The organism is Kitasatospora sp. NPDC052868 (assembly GCF_044547105.1).
Lineage (GTDB): Bacteria > Actinomycetota > Actinomycetes > Streptomycetales > Streptomycetaceae > Kitasatospora.
On the sequence record NZ_JBITZW010000004.1, the window covers coordinates 317,377 to 331,518 of the forward strand.

Annotated in this window: 10 protein-coding genes and 1 tRNA gene; 3 read left to right on the forward strand and 8 right to left on the reverse strand. The window is 73.2% G+C overall.

Annotation, left to right across the window (positions count from 1 at the left end; all coding sequences use genetic code 11):
- Nucleotides 1–6 precede the first annotated feature (6 nt).
- From ACIGZJ_RS10120 to ACIGZJ_RS10130, 3 genes are all read right to left on the reverse strand, one after another.
- Complete coding sequence (locus tag ACIGZJ_RS10120; RefSeq protein WP_396456779.1) at nt 7–1,914, reverse strand: S9 family peptidase; 1,908 nt, start codon at nt 1,912–1,914, stop codon at nt 7–9.
- Nucleotides 1,915–2,013: 99 nt separating this feature from the next.
- Nucleotides 2,014–3,435, reverse strand: coding sequence for an MFS transporter (locus ACIGZJ_RS10125; RefSeq protein WP_396456780.1), 1,422 nt, complete (start codon nt 3,433–3,435; stop codon nt 2,014–2,016).
- A gap of 107 nt (nt 3,436–3,542) precedes the next feature.
- A complete protein-coding gene (locus ACIGZJ_RS10130) occupies nt 3,543–3,920 on the reverse strand; it encodes a nuclear transport factor 2 family protein (RefSeq protein ID WP_392930778.1) in 378 nt (125 codons plus the stop codon).
- A gap of 169 nt (nt 3,921–4,089) precedes the next feature.
- On the opposite strand from ACIGZJ_RS10130, the gene ACIGZJ_RS10135 reads away from it, so the two are divergent.
- Nucleotides 4,090–6,867: an AAA family ATPase gene (locus ACIGZJ_RS10135; RefSeq protein WP_396456781.1), complete on the forward strand. Its 2,778-nt coding sequence runs from the start codon at nt 4,090–4,092 to the stop codon at nt 6,865–6,867.
- A 164-nt stretch (nt 6,868–7,031) separates the two neighbouring features.
- Here the strand turns inward: ACIGZJ_RS10135 and ACIGZJ_RS10140 are convergent.
- The 3 genes from ACIGZJ_RS10140 to ACIGZJ_RS10150 all read right to left on the reverse strand — a co-directional run bounded on the left by ACIGZJ_RS10140 (nt 7,032) and on the right by ACIGZJ_RS10150 (nt 9,077).
- A tRNA-Pro gene (locus ACIGZJ_RS10140) sits at nt 7,032–7,105 on the reverse strand.
- A 100-nt stretch (nt 7,106–7,205) separates the two neighbouring features.
- Nucleotides 7,206–8,147 carry a metallophosphoesterase gene (locus ACIGZJ_RS10145; protein ID WP_396456782.1) on the reverse strand — a complete coding sequence of 314 codons (942 nt, stop codon included), beginning with the start codon at nt 8,145–8,147 and terminating at the stop codon, nt 7,206–7,208.
- A 291-nt stretch (nt 8,148–8,438) separates the two neighbouring features.
- Complete coding sequence (locus tag ACIGZJ_RS10150; RefSeq protein ID WP_396456783.1) at nt 8,439–9,077, reverse strand: CGNR zinc finger domain-containing protein; 639 nt, start codon at nt 9,075–9,077, stop codon at nt 8,439–8,441.
- Nucleotides 9,078–9,167: 90 nt separating this feature from the next.
- Between ACIGZJ_RS10150 and ACIGZJ_RS10155 the strand changes: the two genes are divergently transcribed.
- The gene (locus tag ACIGZJ_RS10155; RefSeq protein ID WP_392930824.1) at nt 9,168–9,620 is read left to right on the forward strand and encodes a GatB/YqeY domain-containing protein; all 453 of its coding nucleotides are present in this window, start codon (nt 9,168–9,170) and stop codon (nt 9,618–9,620) included.
- Between the two features lie 107 nt (nt 9,621–9,727).
- Here the strand turns inward: ACIGZJ_RS10155 and ACIGZJ_RS10160 are convergent, their stop codons facing one another.
- The gene (locus ACIGZJ_RS10160) at nt 9,728–12,094 is read right to left on the reverse strand and encodes a transglycosylase domain-containing protein (RefSeq protein ID WP_396456784.1); all 2,367 of its coding nucleotides are present in this window, start codon (nt 12,092–12,094) and stop codon (nt 9,728–9,730) included.
- Between the two features lie 423 nt (nt 12,095–12,517).
- On the opposite strand from ACIGZJ_RS10160, the gene ACIGZJ_RS10165 reads away from it, so the two are divergent.
- Nucleotides 12,518–12,841: a WhiB family transcriptional regulator gene (locus ACIGZJ_RS10165; protein WP_033333275.1), complete on the forward strand. Its 324-nt coding sequence runs from the start codon at nt 12,518–12,520 to the stop codon at nt 12,839–12,841.
- A gap of 146 nt (nt 12,842–12,987) precedes the next feature.
- On the opposite strand, the gene ACIGZJ_RS10170 is transcribed toward ACIGZJ_RS10165, so the two are convergent.
- Entirely contained in the window at nt 12,988–14,142 is a 1,155-nt protein-coding gene (locus ACIGZJ_RS10170) for an ArsA family ATPase (protein ID WP_396456868.1), read from the reverse strand.

Below are 14,142 nucleotides of genomic sequence, written 5' to 3' on the forward strand. Positions count from 1 at the left end.
CACGTCTCACACGGTCCCCCTGTCGGATCTCCCGGCGGGGCCGTCCCCGACGGGAGCCTCGCCCGTCGGATTCTGCCCGACTCCCGCCTGCGCGAGGTGCCGCCGGACGAAGTCGATCTCCAGCCGCAGCTGCTTGATCCGCTCCTCCACCACCAGCGAGCCGTGCCCGGCGTCGTAGCGGTAGACCTCGTGCGGCGTGCCGAGTCCCTCCAGCCGCTCGACGTAGTTCTCGATCTGGCGGATCGGGCAGCGCGGGTCGTTCACCCCGGCGCTGATGTAGACCGGCACCCGCACCCGCTCCACGTACGTCAGCGGCGACGAGGCCGTCCACCGCTCGGGGACCTCGGTGGGCGTGCCGCCGAAGAGCGTGCGGTCCAGGGACTTCAGCGCCTCCATCTCGTCGTCGTACGCGGTGAGGTAGTCCGCGACCGGGACGGCGGCGACGCCGAGCGTCCAGAGCTCCGGCTGGACACCGAGCCCGAGCAGGGTCAGGTAGCCGCCCCAGGAGCCGCCGGTGAGCACCAGCCGCTCCGGGTCGGCGAGCCCGCTCGCCACCGCCCAGGCGCGCACCGCCGCGATGTCCTCCAGCTCGATCAGGCCGACCCGCTCGCGCAGTGCGTCCGTCCAGGCCTGCCCGTAGCCGGTGGAGCCGCGGTAGTTGACCCGGACCACCGCGAAGCCGTGGTCCAGCCAGGCGGCCGGCCCGGCGGCGAAGGAGTCGCTGTCGTGGTGGGTCGGACCGCCGTGGATGTCGAAGACGGTCGGGAACGGGCCCTGGCCGGCCGGCCGCTGGACGAGCGCGTGCACCCGTCCGCCCGGCCCGTCCACCCAGACGTCCTCGACCGGCACCGAGCCCGGCGGTACCGGGCCGGGGGCCCGCAGCACCACCGTCCCGACGGTGGAGCGGACGGCCGACGGCTCGGCGGCGGAGGACCAGAGGAACTCCACCGTGCCGTCCGGGCGGGCGGTCGCCCCGCCGACCGTGCCGCGCGGGGTCTCCAGCCGGGTCAGCGTCCCGGAGTCCAGGGAGTAGGAGAACAGCTCGCTGCGCGCCTCGTACTCGTGCTCGACCAGCAGCGCACGCGCCCCCGGGCGCCACTGCGCCGAGACGTCGCCGGGCAGCTCGCGCCCCTGCTCGTCGCGCAGCTCCAGCGCCGTCTCGGCGCCGGTCGCGACGTCCCAGAGCATCGGTTCCCAGCGGCCGCTGCGCTGGTGGGCGACCAGCAGTCGGGTGTCGCCCTCGACCGGGGCGAAGCCGAGGCAGGCGACGCCGCGCGGCTCGGCCCGGCCGGTGACCTCGTCCAGCTCGGCGACGGTCGAGCCGTCGGCCAGCCGGACCACCCGCAGCGCGGAGTGCATGGCGTCGCCGTGCTCGGTGTGGTCGATGGCCAGCAGGGCGCTGTCGTAGCTGAGGTCCCCGATGCCGCCGTACTCCTCGTGCCGGTAGATCTCGACGGCCTCGGCGGCCCCCGGGCGGCGCAGGTGCAGGGTGGTGCCGTCCTCGTCGGTGGAGCGGCCGACCACCACCGTGCCGTCCCGGCCGAGCGCCAGGCCCGCCGAGTAGGAGGCCGCCAGACCGGGCACGGCCTCCTCGTCGGGGCCGTCCGCGCCGTCCGGCCGACCGGCGAAGGGCTGGCGGCGCCAGATGCCGAACTCGTCGCCGTCGTGGTCGTCGAACCACCACACCCAGGCGCCGTCGGGGGACAGCTCGGCGTCCGTGGTGCCGTTCGGCCGGTCGGTGACCCGGCGGTGGGTGTCGTTGGCGCGGTCCCAGGCGTAGACCTCGTAGGTACCGGTCGCGTTGGACACGTACAGCGCCCGGGCGGGGGCGTCCTCCGCCCAGTCCGGCAGTGAAACCCTGGCCGCCCTGAACCGCTGCTCCCACGCCGGTACGGCGCTCTTCTCCTCGCTCATCCACCCATCCAACCCGATCCGCGGGAGGGAACGGAACGGGCGGGCGGGCCCGATCGGCCCACCCGCCCGCTTGCGCCCGCCGCTACGGCGGTGGCCGCCTCAGCTCCGGTCCGTTTCCGCCCGCCGCCGCGGCAGCAGCTGGACCAGGCCCGCGAGCAGCAGTTCCAGTACCGTCAGGGCCGCGAGGCTCCGGCCGAAGGCCGCGACCGGGTCGCCGGCGCCGTAGTAGACCAGGCCGATCAGCGCGATCCCGAGCGCCCCGGCGACCTGCTGGACGGTGGCCAGCACCCCGGCCGCCGAACCGGCCAGCCGCGGCTCGACCCCGGCCAGCACCACGCCGGTCACCGGGGCGATCACCAGGCCCATCCCCAGGCCGTCCACGAACAGGCCCGGCACCAGCCACCAGACGCTGCCGGTCGTCCCGCCGCCGTACACGGCCAGGTCCAGCAGGACCAGCCCGGCCGCCATCAGCAGTCCGCCGAGCGCGACCGCCTGGCGGCCGAGGCGGGCGGCGACCAGGTGCGCCCGGGTGGAGGTGAGCAGATAGCCGAGGCCGATCGCGGTGAACACCAGGCCGGCGCCGAGCGCGTCCAGGCCTCGGCCCAGCTGCAGGTGCAGGGCGAGCACCAGGAAGAAGGACGCCTGGCCGAGCCAGAAGGCGAGCTGGGCGAGCAGACCCGCGGTGAAGGCCCGGCTGCGGAAGAGCCCGGTGTCGACCAGCGGCGTACCGGTGTGCCGGTGCTGGTGGACGGCGAAGACGGCGAGCAGCGCGACCGCGCCGCCCAGGCAGAGCCAGGTCCACAGCGGCCAGCCCTGCTCACGGCCCTGGATCAGCGGCAGCACCAGACCGGTCAGCCCGAGGGTGGCCAGCAGCACGCCCACCGGGTCCAGGCCGGGGCGCTGCGGGGCGCGGGACTCCGGCAGGCAGCGGCGGACCAGGGCGAGCGCGGCGAGCCCGATCGGCAGGTTGATCAGGAAGCAGCTGCGCCAGTCCAGGCCGAACACGTCCGCCCGGATCAGCACGCCGCCGATCAACTGGCCGAACACCGCGCCGACGCCCATCGTCAGCCCGTACATCGCGAACGCCCTGGCCTGGGCCGCGCCGCTGAACGCCGTCCGCAGGATGGCCAGCACCTGCGGGCCCATCAGCGCCGCCGCCAGACCCTGCACGACCCGGGCCCCGACCAGTGCGGACGCCGTCGGGGCCAGGCCGCAGCCCGCCGAGGCGAGGGTGAACAGGGCCAGGCCGAGGGCGAACACCCGGCGCCGCCCGTAGCGGTCGCCGAGCCGGCCGGCGGTGACCAGTCCAGCGGCCAGCGCCAGACCGAACCCGGCGATCACCCATTGGACGGCGGATGGTCCGGCTCGTAGATCGGCTTGGACGGACGGGACGGCCACGTTGACGATGAAGAAGTCGAGCGCGGTCATGAAGGTGGTGGTCAGCACGACCGGCAGCAGCCCCCTGGTGGAGGGGTCCGGGCTCTTCGCCGTGGTCGGCCTGGTCCGCAGGGCGGTGCTCATCTCGGATGCTCCTCAAGGGGGTTCGGCGCGGTGAACAGGGGCGGGAGGGTGCGGGACAGGTGGGCGGGGGCGGCCGGGTGCCGCCTCCCGCCCGGTGGCCGCAGGGCTCAGGCGCCCGGGACGCGGTCCAGGAAGCCGTACACGGAGGCGATCCGTCCGTCCGGACCGGCCACCAGCACGTCGAAGCCGACCACCAGCGGCTCGGCCCCGGCCGGCCCGAGGTTCCAGGTGAACCGGGCGATGTCGTGGTGGGCGTCGACCGGACCGAGGGTGAACTCCAGCCCGGTGAACTGGCCCTGGGCCGCGGCGATCACGGCGTCGATGCCGTCCCGGCCGGTGACGGCCGCCAGCGGGTCGGTGTAGCCGCCGTCCTCGCTCCACAGCTCGTCGATCAGCTTGCGGCGGGCCGTCGGGTCGGTCTCGTTCCAGGTGGCCAGGTAGCGCTCGGCGAGCTGCTGGAGGTCGCTGCTCTGGATGGCGTTCATGGTCTTCTCCCTTGTCCTGGCGGGGGGTTGGCCGGCTCTCCGGCTTCCGTCCCACCGCTGGTTCCGGCTGCTTGTTCCTGCTGGTCATGAAGGTACGGACGGCGCGCGGCGGGCGAATCCGTCACGCATAGGTAGGGGTGTACGTAGGTCGCGCCGGTAGGGTCGGGGGATGCTGTACGGGAGGGAGCGGGAGCAGGCGCTGGTCGACGGCCTGCTCGACGGGGCAAGGGGCGGCCGCAGCGGGGTGCTGGTGCTGCGCGGGGAGCCGGGCATCGGCAAGACCGCGCTGCTGGAGCACGCGGTGGCGGAGGCGGGTGACGGGTTCCGGGTGGTCCGCGCGGCCGGCGTCGAGTACGAGGCCGAACTGCCCTTCGCCGGGCTCAGTCTGCTGCTCGCCCCGGGCCTCGACCGGCTCACCGCCCTGCCGGGCCCGCAACGGCGTTCGCTGGAGGCCGCGTTCGGACTCGGCGAGGCCGTCACCGCACCCGGGGGAGCGCCCGCCGACCGACTGCTCACCGGCCTCGCCACCCTCGGACTGCTCGCCGAACTAGCCGCCGACCAGCCCCTGTTGTGCGTAGTGGACGACGTCCAGTGGCTCGACCGGGCCTCCCTGGACGCGGTACTGCTGGCCGCCCGTCGGCTTCAGGCGGAGGGGGTCGCCCTGCTGCTCGCCGCGCGCGACGGCGGCCCCGGAGCCGGCCCGGGCGGCCCCGCCGAGGTGCTTCCGCTGGCCGGACTGCCGGAGCTGCGCCTGGCCGGGCTCGACGAGCCGGACGCCGACCGGCTGCTCACCTCCCGCGCCGGAGCGGGCCTCCCGGGCGAGGTGCGCCGCCGACTGCTCGCCGAGGCGGCCGGAAACCCGCTCGCCCTCACCGAACTGCCCACCACCCCGGCCCCGCCCGCCGATCCGGGTGCGCTCCCGCTCACCAGCAGGCTGCAGATCGCCTTCCACGGCCAGGTCACCGGCCTGCCGTCGGCCACCCAGACGCTGCTGCTGGTCGCCGCCGCCGAGGAGAACGGCGATCTGGACGTCATCCTCCCGGCCGCCGCCGCGCTCGGGGTGTCCGCGGAGCACCTCACCCCCGCCGAGGAGTCGGGCCTGGTCTCCGCCACCGCCGGCCGCCGACTCGCCTTCCGGCACCCCCTGTTGCGTGCCGCCATCATCCAACGCGCGCCGCTCCAGCAGAAACTGACCGTCCATCGGGCCATCGGCGAAGCGCTGGGCGAGGGCGACCGCCGCACCTGGCACCTCGCCCTCGCCGCCACCGCGCCGGACGCCGACCTCGCGGACGCGCTGGAGCGCACCGCGCTGCGCGCCGAGGCCCGCGGCGGCCACGGCGGTGCGGCCGCCGCGTACGAGCGCGCCGCCCGCCTCACCCCCGACCGCGACGGCGCCACCCGACGCCTGGTGCTGGCCGCCGAAGCCGCCACCGAGGAAGGCAAGTTGGCGCAGGCCGAGGCACTCGCCGACCGCGCCGCAGCCCGTACCGACAGCATCTTCGCGCACGCCCTGCTCGACCAGGTCCGGGCCACCGCGCACTTCTGGCGCGGCTCCTACCAGGCCGCCTACCGGCTGCTGTTGGACGCCGCCGCCGCCACCGACATCGAGGCACCGCACGCCGCGCGGATGCTCTTCCAGGCCTTCCACGCCGCCTGGTACGCCGGCGAGGAGCCGGTCGTCACCGTGCTCGACCGGCTGGCCCGGCTCCCGCTGCCCGAGGGTGACCCCCACACCGCGCTGGCCCGCCACCTGCCGGCCGCCGTCCTCCCCGCCCTGGGCCGCCCGGCCGAGCCGCTGCCCACCGCCCGCGAGACCGCGGCGGCCGCCCGCCGGGACGGCGCCGAGACCCCGAGCGACCTGGTCCAGCTCTGCGGCGCGACCCTGATCCTCGGCCGCGACGCCGAGACCATCGACCTCGCGGGTGAACTCATCGCCGAGGCCCGCTCCAAGGGCACCCTCGGCGTCCTGCCCACCCTGCAGTTCTTCCTCGCCGAGGCCGAGCTCTTCCACGGCCGCCACCGCGACGCCGAGGCCACCGCGGGCGAGGCGCTGACCCTCGCCCGGGACAGCGGTCAGCACCAGTGGGTCAGCCAACTCAGCGCGCTGCTGGCCTGCCTGGCCGCGCTCGGTGGCGCCGCCGAGGAGTGCGTGGCCCTGACCGCCACCGCCCTGGCCGGCCCGGCCCTGGCCGCCGACGCGCCGCGGTCCGCCGCCCCCGCCCCCGGTGAGCCCTGGGCACAGTGGGCACTGGGCCTGCTCGACCTCGGCCAGGGCCGGGCCGCCGACGCCGCCGTCCGCCTCCAGGCCCTCACCACCGGCCGCTACCGGCACCACGTCTGCGCCACCCGCGCGATCCCCGACCTGGTCGAGGCCGCCGTCCGCCTCGGCGCCCCCGACCGCGCCGCCGAACCGTACGAGCGCCTGGCCCGCTGGGCCCGCGCCGCCGACCGGCCCTGGGCCGAGGCCCTGCGGCTGCGCTGCCAGGCCCTGCTCGGCCCGGACGAACTCGCCGAGTCCGCCTACCGGTCCGCCCTGGAGCTCCACGACGGCACCGACCGCCCGTTCGAGCAGGCCCGCACCGCCCTGCTCTACGGCGAGTGGCTGCGCCGCGAACGCCGCCGCACCGACGCCCGCCCCCACCTGCGCGCCGCCCTGGAGACCTTCGAACGCCTCGCCGCCCACCCCTGGGCCGAGCGCGCCCGCACCGAACTCACCGCCACCGGCACCGCCGCCCCCGCGACCACACCCGCCGACGCCCCCGAGGGCTCACTCGCCGCCCTCACCCCGCAGGAGCTCCAGATCGTCCGCCTCGCCGCCCAGGGCCTCACCAACCGGGACATCGCCGCCCAGCTCTTCCTCAGCCCCCGAACGGTCGGCCACCACCTCTACAAGGCCTACCCCAAACTCGACGTCACCTCCCGCACCGACCTCCCCGCCCTCTTCTGACCCGCTCGCCCCCTGTGCAGCCGAGCACGCCGGAGGCTCCCGAGCGGGGCCGCCCTGGAGGTGGACTTCGGGGTCTTCTCCCGGATCTCTCCAGAGGCGCCCCTGAAAAGCAGTCAGGGCCGGTGTCCTGTGAAGGACACCGGCCCTGAGCTGGTGTTACTGGGTCGGGGTGGCGGGATTTGAACCCACGGCCTCTTCGTCCCGAACGAAGCGCGCTACCAAGCTGCGCCACACCCCGGTCCTGCTGTTTGCCGCTCCGTCTCCTTCGCGACGAGTAGAACTCTACCGGACGCTCGCCGAGAGACGAAATCCGATTCCCGGAGAGCGTCCGCCGCAGGTCAGCGGGGTGGAGTGAGGGTGAGCAGGGTGGCCTCGGGGGGGCAGGCGAAGCGGACCGGGGTGTAGCGGTTGGTGCCGCAGCCGGCGGAGACGTGCAGGTAGGAGCGGCGGCCGCCGGCCTGGTGGGTGGAGAGGCCCTTGACCCGCTTCGCGTCGAGGTCGCAGTTGGTGACCAGGGCGCCGTAGAAGGGGATGCAGAGCTGGCCGCCGTGGGTGTGGCCGGCCAGGATCAGCGGGTAGCGGTCGGCGGTGAAGGCGTCCAGGACCCGGAGGTACGGGGCGTGGACGACGGCGAGCGAGAGGTCCGCGTCGGCGGACGGGCCGCCGGTGACCTCGCTGTAGCGGTCGCGCCGGATGTGCGGGTCGTCCAGGCCGGTGAACTCCAGGTCGAGCCCGTTGATGGTCAGCCGGCCCCGGGTGTTGGTGAGGTCGAGCCAGCCGGCGGCGTCGAAGCCGTCGCGCAGCTTCTCCCACGGGTTGTGCACGGCGCCGCTGATCCCGCGGCCGGCGGTGCCGTCGGGGTTGTTCATGCCGTGGACGCCGCTGCGCATGGCCTGGAGGTACCGGGCCGGGTTCTTGCGGGCGGGGCCGTAGTAGTCGTTCGACCCGAAGACGTACACGCCGGGGAACTCCATCAGGGGCCCGAGCGCGTCCAGGGTGGCGGGGACGCCGAGCGGGTCGGAGAGGTTGTCGCCGGTGTTCACCACCAGGTCGGGACGGAGCCCGGCGAGGCTCTGCAGCCAGCGCTGCTTCTTGTCCTGGCCGCTCACCATGTGGATGTCGGAGACCTGCAGTACCCGGATGGGACGGGCGCCCCGGGGTAGGACGGGGACCTCGATCCGGCGCAGCCGGAAGGAACGCACCTCGTACCCAACCGAGTAGGCGAGGCAGGCGGCGCCGGTGGCGGCGATTCCGAGGGGGACGGAGTACAGCGGTCGCATCGCTCCATGCTCTCAGACGGCGGATCAGCTGGTGAACGTCCGGTGGGCGCGGGGGGACACGCGGGCGTACTCCATGCGCCTTCGGTGCGGTGCCGGGCCCGGCAGCCGCCGGGCCCGGCACCGCTCGCCGGTGCGCGCGTGGCCGGGACCGTTCCCCGGGGCCGTCGGGCCGGCTGCCCAGCCCGCCCGCGGAGCCTTCGCAGGCCTTGACGATCCCGCCGACCCGTCGGGCGAGTCGGCCGCCGGGCGGTCCCGGGGAACCGGGCCCGGCGCGCCAGGGCGGTCGCGGGGTCAGCTCTCCTCCCGGCCTCCCGGGTGCTCGTCGGCGTGGTCGCGCCGGGCCCGCAGTGCCCGGACCTTGTGCCGGTTGCCGCACCGCTCCATGGAGCACCAGCGCCGTCGGCCGGGCCGGGAGGTGTCGACGAAGAGCAGTTGGCAGTTGTCGCCGCCGCACTGGCGGACCCGGTCCGCGTGCGGCCCGGTGAGCAGGGCGATCGCGTCGCGGGCGACGGTGGAGACGAGCTGGTCGCCGTCGGCCGGCAGCGGCGCGGCGGCCGAGCCGTCGGGGCCGATCTGCGGGACCAGCGGGGGGTGCGCGGCGGCCCGGTTGAGCACGGCGTAGTCCGCCGCCGCCCCGGCCTCCCCGTGGGCGCACGCCTCGGCGAGCCGCCAGAGCGCGTCGCGCAGGGTCCGCGCGGCGGCGAGCTGCTCCGCGCTGATGGCGATCCGGTCCGCCGGCTGCCGCAGCCGCGACTGGGGCAGCCACGCGGCGAGGTCCTCCGGCCGGTGCAGCACCTCGTACCGCGCGTAGGCACCCGGTCCGCCGGTCACCAGCAGCTCCAGGCAGAGCGCCCCCGGATCGAAGCGGAACCGCGCGCCTCCGGGGGTGGTCAGCACCAGTCCGGAGGCCGGTTCGTCGGAAGCAGTCATGTAACCATTATGAGGAGTTACAGCTGCTCGGGGGGAGGCTTCGGGGTTAATGCCGGGCGATCGAACGGCGCAGGTGGGAGACTCGGGCCCATGACGACGCTCAAGGCGCAGCTGCAGGAGGACCTCACGGCTGCCATCAGGGAACGGGACGAGCTCCGCTCGTCCACCATCCGGCTCACGCTCGCCGCTGTCACCAGTGAGGAGGTGGCGGGCAAGGAGAAGCGGGAGCTCTCGGACGGTGAGGTGCTGAAGGTGCTCGCCCGCGAGGCGAAGAAGCGCCGGGAGGCCGCCGAGGCGTTCGACAACGCCGGTCGGGCCGCGCAGGCCGACCGGGAGCGGGCCGAGGGCGTGGTGCTCGACGGGTACCTGCCCAAGCAGCTGTCCGACGAGGAGCTGGCGGCGATCGTGGCCGCCGCCGTCGCCGAGAGCGGCGCGACCGGGCCGCAGGGCATGGGCGCCGTGATGAAGCTGGTGAAGCCGAAGGTGGACGGTCTGGCCGAGGGCGGCCGGGTGGCCGCCGTGGTGAAGGCCGCGCTTTCCTGAGCACGCGCCGACGCCCGGCCCGCTGACGTGGCCGGTGCCCACGGCGAAGGGGCGCCCCCCGAGTGACCACTCGGGGGGCGCCCCTTTCCATTCGCTGCGTCAGCGGGTCAGCGGTGGCCGCCGCCGTTGCCGTTACCGTTGCCGTTCCCGTTCCCGCCGATGATCCCGGGCGGGAGGGTGAACCCGCCGCCGATCATCCCGCCGGCGTTCGTCGCGCCGCCGGGGTTGCCGCCGCCGGGGTTGCCGCCCGCAGGGTTGCCGCCGGCCGGGTTGCCGCCCGCCGCGTCGCCGCTCGGCGGGGTGGCGCCGGCGGTCGGGGTGGCGTTGGGGTCGGGCTTGGGTGCCGGGTCCGGGATGTTGACGGTCTGGAAGCTCTCCTTGGCGGAGCCCTTCAGCGCCTGGTCCATCGCCAGCTTCCAGATCGGGCCGGGGCCGGTGGCACCGAAGACGCCGTCGCCGCCGTAGTAGGTGTCGCCGATCTTGATGTTCTTCATCTCCACACCGCCGGCCGGGCCGCCGATCCAGACGGCGGTGGCGAGCTGCGGCGTGTAGCCGTTGAACCAGGCGGCCTTCTTCTTGTCGGTGGTACCGGTCTTGCCCGCGATCTGGCGGCCGTCCTCCAGGCCGAGTGAGGCGCCGGTGCCCTTCTCCGTCACGTTGAGCAGCACGGTGTTGAGCGCGTCGGCGGTGCTCTCCGACATCGCCTGGCTGCAGCTGGAGGCCGGGACCTTGATGTCCTTGCCGTCCACCGTGGTGATCTTGTTGACCGCGATCGGGGTGCAGTACTTGCCCCGGGCGGCGAAGGTCGCGTAGACGTTCGCCATGGTCAGCGGGGACATCTCCTGGGTGCCCAGGGTGATGGCCGGAACGACGTCCAGCTTGTCACCGCTGGCCCGGGTGGTGATGCCGAGCTTGTTGGCCATCTGCTTGACCGGGCAGAGACCCATCTCGGCCTCCATCTGCACGAAGTAGGTGTTGACCGAGCGGGCCATCGCCTCCTTCAGCTCGTAGGGGCCGACCTCGCTCTTGCTCTCGTTCGGGACGAACCGCTTGTCGCCCTTCTCGGTGTTCTTCCAGGTGCCTTCGCAGGTCTTCATCGTCGGCCACTCGATGCGGTTCTCCGACGGGTACGCCTGGGTGGGGGAGATCCCGGACTCCAGCGCCGCGGCCGCGATGATCGGCTTGAAGGTCGAGCCCGGCTGGAAGCCGTTGCCGCCGCCCATCGCCGCGTCGACGTTGAGGTTGACGACGGTCTGGTTCTTGTTCGGGTCCAGGCCGTACGGGCGGGTCTGGGCCATCGCCAGGATCTTGCCGCTGCCCGGCTCCATCATGGTCGCGGCGGCCGACACCGAGTCGGTGACCTTGACCTTGCTGGTCACCGCGTTCTGGGCGGCGGCCTGCTTGTCCGGGTCGAGGGTGGTGTAGATGTTCAGGCCGCCCTGGTCCCAGAACTTCTTGCGCTCGGCGGCGGTCTTGCCGAACACCGGGTCCTGCTTGACCACGTGCCGGACGTAGTCGCAGAAGAAGCCCATCCCGGCGTTGGCGGTGATGCAGCCGTTCTGCGGGTCCTTGTACTTCAGACCCAGCGGGGCGGCCTTCGCCTCCTTCGCCTGGTCGGCGGTGATGTGCTTGTTCTCCAGCATCTTGTCGATCACCACGTTGCGCCGCTTCACCGTGTTCTCGGGGTAGCGCACCGGGTCGTACTGGGAGGGGTTCTGCACCACGCCGGCCAGGGTGGCGGCCTCGGCGATGGTCAGGTCCTTGTTGTTCTTGCTGAAGTACCGCTGGGCCGCCGACTCCACGCCGTAGGCCTGGTGACCGTAGAAGGTGATGTTCAGATAGTTGGTGAGGATCTGGTCCTTGGTCAGATCCTCCTCCAGCTTGATCGCGACCTTCAGCTCCTGGATCTTGCGGCCCAGGGTCTTGCGCTGCGCCTCCAGCACGGCGGCCTGGTCGTCACCGGCCTTCTCGACGTTGACGTTCTTCACGTACTGCTGGGTCAGCGTCGAGGCGCCCTGCGAGGCGGTGCCGCTCTCGGCGTTCTTGCTGGCCGCGCGGAGCACGCCCTTGAGGTCGACGGCGCCGTGCTCGTAGAAGCGCGCGTCCTCGATGTCCACCTGCGCCTGGCGCATGTAGGGGGACATCTGGTCGGCGGTCAACACCGTGCGGTCGCGCTCGTACACCTTGGCGATCAGACCGCCCTTGGCGTCGAAGATCTGGGTGGCCTGGGTGAGCGGCGGGGTCTTGAAGTCGTCGGGGATGTTGTCGAAGCTCTCCGCGGTGTTCTTCGCGGTGAGCCCGAGCGCGCCGACGGCGGGCAGGGCCATGCCGGCGAGAAGGACTCCGGAGAGCACGCTGACACCCAGGAACTTCACTCCGTGTCCCGCGAACTCGAGCGGTGACCCGCGGCGCCGGCCGCGCGGAGCTCCGTTGTTGCCTGGGCTCTGGGATGCCTGGGGGCGCTTCGGTGCCATGGGGAGAACCCTACGTCGCCGAATACCGCACAGAGGCGCAGGTGTTCGCCTAGGCTTGTCACAAGCTTGCGACAGCTTCGGTGCGTCAACATCGCTCACTCTTGTGAGTGATGAGGTTTGCCCGAATTGCCCCCCGATGGGCTGCTTTTGAGGTAGCTGTCACCTGCTGCACCCCTGTTTTTGGTGGCGCTCCGTGACGACGCGCGTGGCTAGAGTGGCGCCCGTGTTCCTGGCAAGGCTTGCGACCTGCGATCACTCCAACGAGTGAGCTGAGTGATACCCATAGTCCAATCGGGTCATTCGAGATTGAGCCCGAAGGGGCTGTTGCAAGCTGTCGTTCTTCCGTAACGTCCTCAACTGGCAACGGTGAATATGCCGTTGCCGCCGTGGGGGAGCCTCGATTCGGGAGAGGACGGCGCCGGCATGGGCTGGGTAGACGACTGGAGTGCGCAGGCCGCCTGCCGCACTAGTGATCCGGACGAACTGTTCGTCCAGGGGGCGGCGCAGAATCGCGCCAAGGCGGTGTGCAGCGGGTGCCCCGTCCGCACGGAGTGCCTGGCGGATGCGCTGGACAACCGGGTGGAGTTCGGGGTCTGGGGCGGTATGACGGAGCGCGAGCGCAGGGCGCTGCTGCGCCGCCGTCCGACGGTGATGTCCTGGCGGCGGCTGCTGGAGACGGCCCGCACGGAGTACGAGGAGTCCCTCGCCACCGGCGTGATACTGACGGACTACGCCCAGGCGGGCTGAGCAGCGGCGTCCGGACGGACCGTCCGGCATACACCGCGCCGCACCACGCAGCGCCACACCACACGGCGCCGGACCACACGGCGCCCGCCGACCTGCACGGATCCGCGGAGCTGTACGGATCCGTCGGGCTGCATGGAACGGCCGCGCTACACGGCACCGCTCAGGCGGTCCCCGATGGCGCGCAGCCCTTCCAGGTCGTGGACGTCCCCGGGCAGTGCACCGACCTCGACGATCGACACGTCCGGGTACACCGAGACGAAGCGGTCGCGGGTGCGACGCTCCCTCGTGAGGATCTGCATCCGCTCGGCGTGCAGGCGCAGGAGTCCGGCGGCGAGCAGTTCGGCCTCGGGGGAGGCGTTCTCCGAACCGTTCTCCTCCAGCGCCTCGGCCGCTGCCAGCGCGCGCTCGGCGGTCAGCTGCGGAGCCCCCGTACCGTGCACCCGGTTGAGCACCAGGCCGGCCAGCGGCATCCGGTCGGCCGCCAGCCGGTCGACGAAGTACGCGGCCTCGCGCAACGCGTCCCGCTCGGGCGCCGCCACCACCAGGAACGCCGTACCCGGCGCCTTGAGCAGCTGGTACGTCCGGTCCGCGCGCTCCCGGAAGCCGCCGAACATCGAGTCCATCGCGCTGACGAAGGTCTGTACGTCGGTCAGCAGCTGGGCCCCGAAGATCTTGCCGAGGGTGCCGGTGAGCAGGCCCATCCCGGCGTTGAGGAACTTCATCGCACTGCGCCCGCCGACCTTGGCCGGCGCGGTCAGGATGCGGATCACCTTGCCGTCCAGGAAGGACCCGAGCCGGTTCGGCGCGTCCAGGAAGTCCAGCGCGGAGCGGGACGGCGGGGTGTCGACGACGATCAGGTCCCACTCCTCGGCCGCGCGCAGCTGGCCGAGCTTCTCCATCGCCATGTACTCCTGGGTGCCGGCGAAGCCGGCCGACAGGGACTGGTAGAAGGGGTTCTCCATGATCGCCTTGGCCCGCTCGGGATCGGCGTGGGCCAGCACGACCTCGTCGAAGGTCCGCTTCATGTCGAGCATCATGGCCTGGAGCTCGCCCTCGCCGGTGACGCCCTTGACGACCCGGGGGGTGTTGTCCAGCTCGGTCAGGCCCATCGACTGGGCCAGTCGGCGGGCCGGGTCGATCGTCAGCACGACGACCTTGCGGCCGCGTTCGGCGGCCCGCAGCCCGAGCGCCGCGGCGGTGGTGGTCTTGCCGACCCCGCCCGAGCCGCAGCAGACGATGATCCTCGTCTTCGGGTCGTCGATCAGCCCGTCCACGTCGAGACGGCCGCCGTTCCCACGCAT

Excerpts from the sequence above, each read along its gene's own strand:
- ACIGZJ_RS10120 (WP_396456779.1), bottom strand. The coding sequence starts at position 1,914 with ATGAGCGAGGAGAAGAGCGCCGTACCGGCGTGGGAGCAGCGGTTCAGG.
- ACIGZJ_RS10125 (WP_396456780.1), bottom strand. The coding sequence starts at position 3,435 with ATGAGCACCGCCCTGCGGACCAGGCCGACCACGGCGAAGAGCCCGGAC.
- ACIGZJ_RS10130 (WP_392930778.1), bottom strand. The coding sequence starts at position 3,920 with ATGAACGCCATCCAGAGCAGCGACCTCCAGCAGCTCGCCGAGCGCTAC.
- ACIGZJ_RS10135 (WP_396456781.1), top strand. The coding sequence starts at position 4,090 with ATGCTGTACGGGAGGGAGCGGGAGCAGGCGCTGGTCGACGGCCTGCTC.
- ACIGZJ_RS10145 (WP_396456782.1), bottom strand. The coding sequence starts at position 8,147 with ATGCGACCGCTGTACTCCGTCCCCCTCGGAATCGCCGCCACCGGCGCC.
- ACIGZJ_RS10150 (WP_396456783.1), bottom strand. The coding sequence starts at position 9,077 with ATGACTGCTTCCGACGAACCGGCCTCCGGACTGGTGCTGACCACCCCC.
- ACIGZJ_RS10155 (WP_392930824.1), top strand. The coding sequence starts at position 9,168 with ATGACGACGCTCAAGGCGCAGCTGCAGGAGGACCTCACGGCTGCCATC.
- ACIGZJ_RS10160 (WP_396456784.1), bottom strand. The coding sequence starts at position 12,094 with ATGGCACCGAAGCGCCCCCAGGCATCCCAGAGCCCAGGCAACAACGGA.
- ACIGZJ_RS10165 (WP_033333275.1), top strand. The coding sequence starts at position 12,518 with ATGGGCTGGGTAGACGACTGGAGTGCGCAGGCCGCCTGCCGCACTAGT.
- ACIGZJ_RS10170 (WP_396456868.1), bottom strand. The coding sequence starts at position 14,142 with ATGCGTGGGAACGGCGGCCGTCTCGACGTGGACGGGCTGATCGACGAC.